This window comes from Pseudoalteromonas sp. TAE56 (genome assembly GCF_000497955.1).
Lineage (GTDB): Bacteria > Pseudomonadota > Gammaproteobacteria > Enterobacterales > Alteromonadaceae > Pseudoalteromonas.
This window is the reverse complement of the sequence record NZ_AUTN01000061.1, coordinates 1-11,924: the sequence shown is the minus strand read 5'-3', so window position 1 is coordinate 11,924 and position 11,924 is coordinate 1. Positions and strand designations below refer to the sequence as shown.

Genomic DNA, 11,924 nt, shown 5'->3' with positions numbered 1-11,924 from the left:
TTAAGACTGAGACACGAGACGAGTCACTACGGTGATGAAGTTGTTGATGCCATACTTCCAGGAAAAGCCTCTAAGCTTCAGATTATATGGAATCGTACCCCAAACCGACACAGGTGGTCAGGTAGAGAATACTAAGGCGCTTGAGAGAACTCGGGTGAAGGAACTAGGCAAAATCGTACCGTAACTTCGGGAGAAGGTACGCTCCTATCTGTGATGAGACTTGCTCTCTAAGCGGACGGGAGCCGCAGTGACCAGGTGGCTGGGACTGTTTATTAAAAACACAGCACTGTGCAAAATCGCAAGATGACGTATACGGTGTGACACCTGCCCGGTGCCGGAAGGTTAATTGATGGGGTTATCCTTAGGGAGAAGCTCTTGATCGAAGCCCCGGTAAACGGCGGCCGTAACTATAACGGTCCTAAGGTAGCGAAATTCCTTGTCGGGTAAGTTCCGACCTGCACGAATGGTGTAACCATGGCCACGCTGTCTCCACCCGAGACTCAGTGAAATTGAAATCGCAGTGAAGATGCTGTGTACCCGCGGCTAGACGGAAAGACCCCGTGAACCTTTACTACAGCTTGGCACTGAACATTGAACCTACATGTGTAGGATAGGTGGGAGACTTTGAAGCAGCGACGCTAGTTGTTGTGGAGTCAACCTTGAAATACCACCCTTGTAGTTTTGATGTTCTAACGTTGGCCCCTGAATCGGGGTTACGGACAGTGCCTGGTGGGTAGTTTGACTGGGGCGGTCTCCTCCTAAAGAGTAACGGAGGAGCACGAAGGTTGGCTAAGTACGGTCGGACATCGTACGGTTAGTGTAATGGTAGAAGCCAGCTTAACTGCGAGACAGACACGTCGAGCAGGTACGAAAGTAGGTCATAGTGATCCGGTGGTTCTGAATGGAAGGGCCATCGCTCAACGGATAAAAGGTACTCCGGGGATAACAGGCTGATACCGCCCAAGAGTTCATATCGACGGCGGTGTTTGGCACCTCGATGTCGGCTCATCACATCCTGGGGCTGAAGTCGGTCCCAAGGGTATGGCTGTTCGCCATTTAAAGTGGTACGCGAGCTGGGTTTAGAACGTCGTGAGACAGTTCGGTCCCTATCTGCCGTGGGCGTTTGAGAATTGAGAGGGGTTGCTCCTAGTACGAGAGGACCGGAGTGAACGAACCGCTGGTGTTCGGGTTGTCATGCCAATGGCATTGCCCGGTAGCTACGTTCGGAACTGATAAGCGCTGAAAGCATCTAAGCGCGAAGCAGGCCTCGAGATGAGTTCTCACTAGACTTTTAAAGTCTCTGAAGGGCCGTTGAAGACTACAACGTTGATAGGCAAGATGTGGAAGTGGTGTGAGCCATTAAGCTAACTTGTACTAATTACCCGTGAGGCTTAACCATACAACGCCAAACGCGTTTTATGCGACAGTTTAGACAGAAGTTAATATAACTAAAGTAGATATTACTTAAGAAAGACTTAAAAAATATTATCAGATATTTTCCAAATTCAAGAGGTGACTCTTAGCGCATAGCGTTAAAGTTGAGGCACTTTGCGCAAAGAAAATGGTAGCACTACGTGCTTGTCATTGATTCTTTGCACCTAATTTGCTTGGTGACAATAGCGTTTTGGACCCACCTGACTCCATGCCGAACTCAGTAGTGAAACGAAACAGCGCCGATGATAGTGTAGCATTTGCTATGTGAAAGTAGGACATTACCAGGCTTCAAATTGTAGAAAGCCCGATTCGAAAGAGTCGGGCTTTTTTACGTCTGCAGAAAAGTAAAATGCGCGCAGTTAACACTCATATCAACACCCATCGCGTAGGCCGGGCGAGCGAAGCGACTCCCGACACTAAAATCATACGATCGTAATTTCACTCTGACTATCTAGCCCTGTAGATGTTTCCATAAATGCAGCTGCTTCAAATTGAATAAAACCTTGCCCTAACTATTCAGTACCCTTATTAGACGTTTCTATAAGTATATAGCTTCACCTAAATATATTATTAAACAATGAATAACGAGTATTACCTGGTGCTAAGCTCATCAATGTTATTTACCGCATTACATCTCTAAATAACTGGCGTTATAGCGCGTGCAGAATAAATACACATACCTGATAATTATACTAATCGGCAATAATACCTAATCAATTTGGTGGATTGAACTTGACGCTAATTGCGTTAATAATTTCTGATATGCGATTGCATGGAGACTGAAGGTTGAGCGATTTAGAAGTAATTGACGAGAACAACGAAATAAAGAATTTTTTTCCTCAAATAGATCATTTAACTAGGTAGATTGGCGTAAAGTTTATTTATATTCTATTGGTTCTAACTAACCATCTATATAGTCCAATAAAAAATAATGCAGCAGATCCTAAGCCACTCAACACCCAAATTACTTTTAAAATGTTACCGCCAATGCTGCCGTCATGTAGAGGGTGTAACCAGTTTTTAATTTTACTAGCCGTGCTTTGCTTATCTATATTAAACAGGCTCTCTAGTTCCCCTGTAGACGCATTAACTTCGATATAGCTATGCGGGAAGCGATAAGAAGGGTCATTGTCAGTTTGAAACCTGAATCTGTAAATCGCATTTAAGTTTGAAGGAGTTTCAACCCAAGCTAAACGCGCACTTGGTAATGCTTTTTGAGCTATTAAGATCGCTTTTGATAAAGGAATATTGGATTGTTTGTTAGCTTGCATTTGTGTTTTTGAGGGCGAGTTTATATTGCTAACTAGAGCGATAAATACAGGGTCCGTTTGTTTTGGAATAGCGAGCATAACGCCTGTAGCAGTTAAAACTAATAATGGTATGCACAAAGCCAAACCAATAAGTTTATGCCAGTCATAAAGTAGACCTATTTTAGAACTGCGACGTTTAAATTTTAACGATTTTATCCATTGCCCAGGTTTTGGAAACCAAGCAAAGAATCCAGAGATAATAAGAAGTAATGTGGCTATGCCTATATAACCAACAACTAGAGTGCCTGTTGCTCCTGTTAGTAATGAAAAATGTAAGTTGTATATCCAAGTTACTAGGTATTCCCCCCAGTAGTCTTTGCGTATTACTTCATCGTTATCACTAGATAGCCAAACCATTAAAGGCGCAAAGCCATGCTCTTTTGTTTCTATAGGGTTATAGTAACGTGCGAGTACAATTGAATTCACACCTGTATTTTCTAATCGCCATGGTCCGAGCTTTGTAGGGAAATTTTTCCTTAACTTACTGTATGCTTTATCCCAATCAGGTATTTTTGTATTAGTAGTGTCATTAATTGGATTTAACAGTGAGTCTATTTGTGGGTAATAAACTAACACGGAGCCAGAAAGGCTAATAATAGTGAGTAATACGCCTACCGAGAGGCCTAAGTGCAAATGTAATCGTCTTGAGGTTTTTCGCCATGAGAGCTTTGGTGTCATCAATTAAGGAGCCGTAATGGGTAATGCAGATTTATTGGGCATTAAGAAGTGTTTGATTATGTAGTATATTATATGGTTTTTGATATGATTCGTGCGGCATTTTGTCGCACTTATTAAATTAATTATTTAAGAAGTAAAAACGCCAGCTCTAGGCTGGCGTTAAAATACAATCTTAAAGTTTACTTAAGCTTTAGGTCCTGCATTTTTTATATCGTCTGATACGTCGTACTTAGCAAAGTTTTCAGTGAAGTCAGCGGCTAGTTTTGCTGCATATTCATTGTACTTAGCTTTGTCTTCCCAAGTATTGATTGGGTTAAGTAAGTTAGTATCTACACCAGGAACGGCTACCGGTATATCTAGGTTTAAAACATCAATGTGCTGAGTTTCAACACCCGCTAATTTACCTGATACGATTGCATCAATTACTGCACGAGTAGTTGGAATATCAAAACGTTTACCTGTGCCGTAAGGGCCGCCAGTCCAACCTGTATTCACAAGGTACACTTTAGCGGCAAACTCGCGTACACGCTTCATAAGAAGCTCAGCGTAAACACCAGCAGGGCGTGGGAAGAATGGTGCGCCAAAACATGTCGAAAATGTTGATTCAATATCGCTAGTAGAGCCAATTTCAGTAGAGCCAACTTTTGCTGTGTATCCACTTAAAAAGTGAAAAGCAGCAGCTTCTTCGCTAAGTATAGAAACTGGTGGTAATACACCGCTTACATCACAAGTTAAAAATACAACAGCTTTTGGTTCGCCTGCGCGGTTTTCTACTTTACGTTTTTCAACGTGTTCAAGTGGATATGCTGCACGGCTATTTTGAGTAAGGCTAGTATCGTTAAAATCTGGAATGCCTTTTTCATCTAACACTACATTTTCTAAAATAGTGCCAAAGCGAATAGCATTCCAAATTACAGGCTCATTCTTTTGTGACAGGTCGATACACTTAGCATAACAACCGCCTTCAATATTAAACACGCTGCCAGGTGCCCAACCGTGTTCGTCATCACCAATTAAAAAGCGAGTTGGATCTGCTGAAAGCGTTGTTTTACCTGTACCAGATAAACCGAAGAACAATGCTGTATCGCCTGCTTCACCAACGTTAGCAGAGCAGTGCATTGGTAATACACCTTTTGCTGGTAGTAGGAAGTTTTGCACAGAAAACATCGATTTCTTCATTTCACCGGCGTAACGCATACCAGCTAGTAATACTTTACGCTGTGCAAAGTTAATAATGACGGTGCCATCGCTATTTGTGCCATCACGTTCTGGCTCACATACAAACGAAGGAACGTTCATTACTTGCCATTGCGGTAAGTTTGAAGCGTTATAGTTTTGCGGTTCGATAAACATGTTTTTGGCAAAAATATGGTGCCACGCTGTTTCTGTAGTTACGACTACAGGTAGATAATGCTCAGGGTCTGCGCCAACTTCTAGGTGAGAGGTGAAGTGGTCATTACTTTGAACATGTGCTTCTACGCGAGCCCATAAAGCGTCAAATTTGTCTGCATCAAATGGGCGGTTAACATTGCCCCATTGAATGTCATCTTGAGTTGTAGCTTCTTGTACAATAAAACGATCTTTTGGTGAACGACCAGTTCGTTTTCCTGTAATTGCAACAAAAGCACCATTCGCGGCTAAAGTACCTTCGCCACGGCGGATCGCATGCTCGACAAGTTCAGCTGCGGTTAAATCGACAAAACGTGTAGCGCCTGTAGTCATGTTTATACCTAACTATGTGTGAGAGTTTGAACGGATAGCTCTGGGGTTATCAGTGCCCTTAAACTGAAATTATAGTAACAGAAGGTTTTAAGATATTCGAGCCCGTAAAGCCTCTAAAAACACATATATTTAAGAAAAAACATGAATAATTTCAATGATACCGGTGTCATGAAATTAGCAGGAAAGATGACACCGGTATCATCTTTTTATAATATAAAACCGCATATTATGCGGCTTTAATTACTATATATAGATGAAGCTGAGTATTTAGTTGAAAATGCTTTTTATATCTTGTTCGTTAAAAACATACTCTTTTAAACAGTAATGACAGTTAATATTAACAGACCCTTTTTCGGTTACGTCTTTAAGTAGTTCTTCTTGTCCAATATTAACAAGTGCAGTAATTGTTTTATCACGACTACAACCGCATTTGAATTTAATCGCTTGAGGCTCAAATACACGAGGGTTATCTTCGTGGTAAAGACGTGTAAGGACTGTATTTGCATCAAGATGTAACAACTCTTCATCTTTAATGGTGTTACTTAATGCTTCTAAGTGCGCAAAGTCTTCAATTGATTTTTGTTTATCAACTGGGAGTACTTGTAAAAATAGACCACATGCTTTTGCGCTACCTTCAGTTGTGTCGGTTGCAAACCAAAGACGTGTCTTTAATTGCTCTGATTGCTCAAAGTAACTTTCTATACATTCACTCAGAGTATCGTGCTCTAAGGGCACTATACCTTGGTAACGTTCACCCTTACTTGGTGTAATAGTGATCACCATATAGCCTTGGCCAATAAGCTCTTTTACAGTTGTACCCGTAATTTCGCTTTGCAGGCGTGCAATACCACGCATGTTTTGTTTGTCATCACCATTTATAACAGCATATTTGACAGGGCCATCACCTTGAAGCTGTACTGCAATTTCACCTTCAAACTTTAAAGTTGCGGTTAGTAAACAGGTTGCAACAAGTAGCTCACCTAGTAATGCTTTAACAGGGGCTGGGTAATTGTGGTCGGCAATCATTTCATTATAAGCATTCTCGATTTGTACGAGTTCGCCACGAACATCTAGTTCGTTGAATAAATAACGGTGAAGTAAATCTTGTTGCATGAGTGGCTATACCTAACTTGATTTCATTTTTAAAAGTTCGCGTCTTTGCTTTTTATCTGGTTTTTTATCCGGATGAGGAGCAAAAAAACTGTTATTTTTGCGTGCGATGCTGTTTTCTTCGCGTTTAGCAATACTTGCATCAGATTCTTGATACATGGTCTGTGCAATGGGGGCGCTTTGACGTTTTTCAAGCACTGTGAGTATAGTTATCAGTTTTTCATCTACACCCTGAGCAAGTTTTACTTTTGCACCAACATCTACTATTTTGCTCGCTTTTGTACGTTGGCCATTATAATGTACTTTGCCGCCTTGCACCATTTCACGTGCAACAGCACGAGTTTTATAAAATCGTGCAGCCCATAACCATTTATCTAATCGAACTTTTAACTCATCTGCATGGTCTGAGTTGGTATTAGCATTACTTTTTTTACTCATAAGGCATTTCCCCACGTTTTTATAGCTTAAAATTTATCATGAAATCATCGTAGGATGAAGGTATTACAACAGCCGTTTACTTTTTGTACTGCTATGTAAAGTTAATTTAATCTGTTTACAAAGTTTAATATTAGTGTGCTTGTTGAAAGAAAAATGAAAGGGTACTATGGGTACGCGCTAACGCAGTAAATTAAAATAAGAACACTATTTATGGAACAGCAAATCCAACAACTAAAACAATTTTTAACGCGGTTACCGCATGCTAAATTAAGTGCATTAGTGACACTGTTAGTTGTTGTTTATCTTGCATTTTTATTATCAAAGCTTGTCTGGCTTTTATGGCCGAAACCACCAGTAACTCTACTTACTCCTACTCATTATGCTAATCAGCCATCTGGTGCGAGTAATAACTCAGCGCAGCATATTATTGAGCAATTTTTATTTGGTAAAAAAACTGTAACAAACAACAATAATACTGCAAAACAATCGCAGGTTATAAATAATGCGCCAGAAACACGCCTAAGTATTAATTTAACCGGTATTGTAGCTGTTAATAATGATGACCAAGCAGGCATAGCAATTATTGAATCACAAGGTAAGCAAGTAAGCTACCTTGTTGAAGAAGTTGTACTTGGCACGCGCGCTGAAGTAGCGCAGATACTGCCTGATCGTGTTATTTTAGGTATTAATGGAGGTTTTGAAACATTAATGCTTGATGGGCTCGATTTTAGTAAAAAAGTATCTATGCCTGTACTCGCTGCGCGTGACGATGCCGAAATGGGTCCGCAAAAATTAGAGCCAAGTGAATTACAAATAGACGCCACTGCAGACCCAGACGTTAAAGAAGCAATTATAGAAACACGTGAAGAGTTACTCGAAGAACCGGGCAAGTTATTTGACTATATACGTGTTTCACAGGCTATGAATGATGGTGAACTAATTGGATATCGCTTAAGTCCAGGTAAAGAACCTGAACTGTTTAAGCAAATGGGATTAAAAAATAACGATTTGGCTATTTCTATAAATGGCTATCAATTAACAGATTTAAAACAGGCTATGTCAGCTATTAACGAGCTGCGTAATAGTACAGATGCCAATATCACTATAGAACGTGATGGTGAACAAATTGATGTGCAATTTAGTCTGCAATAATTTAGCTTTGGAGTTTTAATATAATGGTTCAGGTGCTACACCTCAAAAAAATTAAAAAAGGGTTAGCTAAGTACGCGGCACTTTTTTTGGCGGCAAGTATTTCTTTGTCTGTTTCTGCTGTTGAATATGCTGCTAACTTTAAAGGCACTGATATCAACGAGTTTATTAATATTGTTGGTAAAAATCTCAATAAAACAGTAATTATTGACCCTAACGTGCGCGGCAAAGTAAATGTTCGCAGTTATGAGTTAATGGACGAAGCGCTTTATTACCAGTTCTTCTTAAATGTATTGGAAGTTTATGGCTACTCAGCTGTTGAAATGGACAATGGCATTCTTAAGGTAGAAAAAAGTTCAGACGCCAAAAAATCAAATGTGCCACTTATTACCGAAGGTAACGAAGCTAGCGGCGATATGATGATTACACGTGTTGTACGTGTCAAAAATGTGAGCGTACAAGAACTAGGCCCTTTAGTTCGTCAATTTAGCGATCAAAAAGATGGCGGCCACGTTGCCAACTTTAATGCAGCTAACGTAATGATGCTAACGGGTCATGCTGCATCGGTTAATCGCTTAGTTGAGATTATTCGCTCTGTTGATCAGGCGGGTGATAAGCGTGTAGACATTGTTAAGCTTAAATATGCAACAGCAGATGATGTTGTCTCTGTGGTAGACAATATTTATAAAGACAGCGGCAAAGGCAGCGTACCTGAGTTTTTAATTCCAAAAGTAGTCGCAGATGGCCGAACTAATAGCGTTATTGTAAGTGGTGAAGGCCAAGCACGTACACGTGCCATAGAGCTTATTAAGCGCTTAGATGGCGAATTAGAAAGCCAAGGTAATACCAAGGTGTTTTACCTAAATTATGCTAAAGCTGAAGATTTAGTAAAAGTACTGCAAGGCGTAAGTAAGTCACTTGTTGAAGATGCACAAGGCGGTACCACTAAGACTCGTAGCAGAAGTAACAACGAGAGCAGTATAGAAGCTCACCCAGATTCAAATTCACTAATTATCACCGCACAGCCAGACACAATGCGCTCGCTTGAGTCGGTAATTGAACGTCTTGATATTCGCCGTGCACAAGTACTTGTAGAAGCCATTATTATTGAAGTAATGGAAGGTGACGGGGTTAACTTAGGCCTGCAGTGGATTTCTGAGCAGGGCGGTATGTTGCAATTTAACAATGGTACTACGGTTCCTGTTGGTTCATTAGCTGTTGCTGCAGAGCAAGCACAAGATACAACCGTAACTAAAACTATTATTGGTACAGAATCAGGAAACGTTACTAGTTATGATGAAACGACTGAGGGTGATTATGATGCGCTTGCTTCATTGCTAAGTGGTATTAATGGTTTAGCGCTGGGTGTTGTTAAAAATGACTGGGGCGCAATTATTCAGGCTGTTGCCACTGATACAAATTCAAATATTTTGGCTACACCGTCTATTACTACAATGGATAACGAAGAAGCCTCAATTTTAGTTGGTCAAGAAGTGCCTATTATTACAGGCTCACAAACGGGCAGTAATAATGCTAACCCATTTCAAACGGTTGAGCGTCAAGAAGTCGGTATTAAACTGATAGTTACGCCACAGATTAACGATGGCTCTGCAGTACAGCTTACAATTGAGCAAGAAGTATCAAGTGTAAGTGGTGCAACTGCTGTTGATATTTCAGTTAATAAACGTGCAATCAAAACAACGGTTATGGCCGATGATGGCGGTATGGTTGTACTGGGTGGTTTAATTGACGAAGACGTACAAGAAAGTGTTTCTAAGGTGCCGTTATTAGGCGATATCCCTATTTTAGGTCATTTGTTTAGATCAACAAACACAACACGCCGTAAGCGTAATCTTATTGTGTTTATTCGACCAACCATTATTCGTGATGGTGTGAGCATGAATAAGTTAAGCTTTAATAAATATAACTTTATTCGTGGTGAGCAGTTTAAACAAAAAGAAGACGGTATTGAGTTAATGCCAATGACTGATACGCCTATTTTACCTGAGTGGAATGACGAATTAGTACTTCCACCTACGTATGAAGAGTCTCTACGTAAACAAAATGCACAAGAGCGTAAAGATGACTAATGCGATTCAAGAGATAAACCAAGATGTGGTTCATCCTCAAACGCATAATCAGGATGAACTATTAACGAGTGATGTATTAGTTGAGTTACCAGCAAAGCGTTTGCCGTTTTCGTATGCAAAACGTGCAGGTGTGTTACTTGGCAAAAATAAAGATCACCGTATAGTTTACTACCGTGGTGAGCTAGATGTGGAAGTACTATTAGAAGTACGTCGTATCGCAGGCCATGGTTTTACACTTGAGCAATTGGCTGATGATAAGTTTGAGCTATTGCTTGAAGCGTCATACCAACGTGATAGCTCTGAAACGCAACAAATGATGGAAGATATTGGCAACGAGGTTGACTTATTTTCACTTGCTGATGAGCTCCCACAAACTGAAGATTTACTTGCTGGTGACGATGACGCGCCAATAATCAAGCTTATTAATGCCATGCTTAGCGAAGCGATTAAAGAAGGGGCTTCTGATATTCATATCGAAACCTTCGAGCAAGAGCTTGTTATTCGCTTTAGGGTAGATGGCGTACTTAAAGAAGTCCTTAAGCCTAATCGGAAACTTGCGTCGTTACTTGTATCTCGTATTAAAGTAATGGCTAAGCTTGATATAGCCGAAAAACGTATCCCACAAGATGGCCGTATTAGTTTACGTATTGCCGGACGTGCAGTTGATGTGCGTGTATCAACAATGCCATCGAGCTTTGGTGAGCGTGTGGTGCTGCGTTTACTTGATAAAAATAACGCGCGTTTAAACCTTGAAGATTTAGGTATGACCGCAGATAATCGTGCATTGTTTTCAGATTTAATTAGTAAACCCCACGGCATTATTTTAGTAACAGGGCCAACGGGCTCTGGTAAAAGTACCACCCTATACGCTGGTATGAGCCAAATTAACTCACGCGATCGCAACATTCTTACCGTTGAAGATCCGATAGAGTACGAAATTCCAGGTATTGGGCAAACACAAGTTAATGCAAAAGTTGATATGACATTTGCACGTGGTTTACGTGCAATATTACGTCAAGATCCTGATGTAGTAATGGTGGGTGAAATACGCGACCTTGAAACTGCGCAAATTGGTGTTCAAGCGTCACTTACCGGTCACCTTGTTATGTCTACTCTGCATACTAATACTGCATCGGGTGCAATTACACGTATGGAAGATATGGGTGTTGAACCATTCTTACTTTCATCGTCGTTACTCGGTGTGTTATCACAGCGTTTAGTACGTACGTTATGTAATACCTGTAAAGAAGGTCACACGGCTGATGAGCATGAATGCCAGTTGTTAGGTACTCCTTTTGAAAGCCAACCTACAATCTACCGAGCGGTGGGGTGTGAAGAGTGTAACTTTAATGGTTACCGTGGTCGTACGGGTATTCACGAGTTACTTGTAGTTGATGAAACAATACGTGAAATGATTCACAACGGTAAAGGCGAGCAAAGCGTAGAAAAATACATTCGTAAGCGCAGCCCAAGTATTCGCCAAGATGGGTGTAGCCGTGTACTTGCAGGTAAAACAACACTTGAAGAAGTCTTGCGTGTTACCCGTGAGGAAGGCTAACTATGGCGGCGTTTGAATACCGTGCCTTAGATGGCCGAGGTAAAGAAAAAAAAGGCATTTTAGAGGCCGATACAGCTAAACAAATTCGCCAAACTTTGCGTGACCAAAAATTAACGCCGCTTGAAGTTATCCCTGCGGCGCAAAGTGACAAACAAGTCAAAGGTGAAAAAGCCCATTTATTCGGTGGCTTTTTTAAACCAACAATTTCAACCTCAGACTTAGCGCTTATAACCCGCCAATTAGCAACATTGATACAATCGGCACTCCCTGTTGAAGGCGCAGTTATGGCTGTTGCTGAACAATGTGAAAAGCCGCGTTTAAAGCGTATGCTTATGTCGGTACGTTCAAAAGTAGTTGAAGGTTACACCCTTGCCGATGGTCTTAGTGAGTTTCCTCATGTTTTTGACGACTTATATCGTGCAATGGTAGCCGCAG

8 protein-coding genes and 2 rRNA genes are annotated in these 11,924 nt (G+C 40.9%); 6 read left to right on the top strand and 4 right to left on the bottom strand.

The window, feature by feature from the left end:
- A 23S ribosomal RNA gene (locus tag L656_RS0103635) occupies positions 1–1,399 on the top strand; the annotation flags it as partial.
- A 207-nt stretch (positions 1,400–1,606) separates the two neighbouring features.
- A 5S ribosomal RNA gene (rrf, locus tag L656_RS0103630) occupies positions 1,607–1,721 on the top strand.
- A 594-nt stretch (positions 1,722–2,315) separates the two neighbouring features.
- On the opposite strand, the gene L656_RS0103625 is transcribed toward rrf, so the two are convergent.
- The 4 genes from L656_RS0103625 to hslR all read right to left on the bottom strand — a co-directional run bounded on the left by L656_RS0103625 (position 2,316) and on the right by hslR (position 6,692).
- The gene (locus L656_RS0103625; RefSeq protein ID WP_024598241.1) at positions 2,316–3,422 is read right to left on the bottom strand and encodes a PepSY-associated TM helix domain-containing protein; all 1,107 of its coding nucleotides are present in this window, start codon (positions 3,420–3,422) and stop codon (positions 2,316–2,318) included.
- 183 nt (positions 3,423–3,605) lie between these two features.
- A complete protein-coding gene (locus tag L656_RS0103620) occupies positions 3,606–5,144 on the bottom strand; it encodes a phosphoenolpyruvate carboxykinase (protein ID WP_024598240.1) in 1,539 nt (512 codons plus the stop codon).
- A 267-nt stretch (positions 5,145–5,411) separates the two neighbouring features.
- Positions 5,412–6,257, bottom strand: a complete 846-nt coding sequence (hslO, locus tag L656_RS0103615) for an Hsp33 family molecular chaperone HslO (RefSeq protein ID WP_024598239.1) — start codon at positions 6,255–6,257, stop codon at positions 5,412–5,414.
- Positions 6,258–6,269: 12 nt separating this feature from the next.
- The gene (gene hslR, locus L656_RS0103610; RefSeq protein WP_024598238.1) at positions 6,270–6,692 is read right to left on the bottom strand and encodes a ribosome-associated heat shock protein Hsp15; all 423 of its coding nucleotides are present in this window, start codon (positions 6,690–6,692) and stop codon (positions 6,270–6,272) included.
- A 210-nt stretch (positions 6,693–6,902) separates the two neighbouring features.
- On the opposite strand from hslR, the gene gspC reads away from it, so the two are divergent.
- The 4 genes from gspC to L656_RS0103590 form a co-directional block, all read left to right on the top strand.
- The gene (gene gspC / locus L656_RS0103605; protein ID WP_024598237.1) at positions 6,903–7,844 is read left to right on the top strand and encodes a type II secretion system protein GspC; all 942 of its coding nucleotides are present in this window, start codon (positions 6,903–6,905) and stop codon (positions 7,842–7,844) included.
- Between the two features lie 23 nt (positions 7,845–7,867).
- Positions 7,868–9,931, top strand: a complete 2,064-nt coding sequence (gspD, locus tag L656_RS0103600) for a type II secretion system secretin GspD (protein WP_024598236.1) — start codon at positions 7,868–7,870, stop codon at positions 9,929–9,931.
- A complete protein-coding gene (gspE, locus tag L656_RS0103595) occupies positions 9,924–11,489 on the top strand; it encodes a type II secretion system ATPase GspE (RefSeq protein ID WP_024598235.1) in 1,566 nt (521 codons plus the stop codon). The genes gspD and gspE overlap by 8 nt, the downstream gene beginning before the upstream one ends.
- A 2-nt stretch (positions 11,490–11,491) precedes the next feature.
- Positions 11,492–11,924 (top strand): type II secretion system F family protein (locus L656_RS0103590; RefSeq protein WP_024598234.1); only part of this gene is annotated, 433 nt, incomplete at its 3' end.

Coding starts and splice junctions, on each gene's coding strand:
- L656_RS0103625 (WP_024598241.1), bottom strand. CDS start 3,422: ATGACACCAAAGCTCTCATGGCGAAAAACCTCAAGACGATTACATTTG.
- L656_RS0103620 (WP_024598240.1), bottom strand. CDS start 5,144: ATGACTACAGGCGCTACACGTTTTGTCGATTTAACCGCAGCTGAACTT.
- hslO (WP_024598239.1), bottom strand. CDS start 6,257: ATGCAACAAGATTTACTTCACCGTTATTTATTCAACGAACTAGATGTT.
- hslR (WP_024598238.1), bottom strand. CDS start 6,692: ATGAGTAAAAAAAGTAATGCTAATACCAACTCAGACCATGCAGATGAG.
- gspC (WP_024598237.1), top strand. CDS start 6,903: ATGGAACAGCAAATCCAACAACTAAAACAATTTTTAACGCGGTTACCG.
- gspD (WP_024598236.1), top strand. CDS start 7,868: ATGGTTCAGGTGCTACACCTCAAAAAAATTAAAAAAGGGTTAGCTAAG.
- gspE (WP_024598235.1), top strand. CDS start 9,924: ATGACTAATGCGATTCAAGAGATAAACCAAGATGTGGTTCATCCTCAA.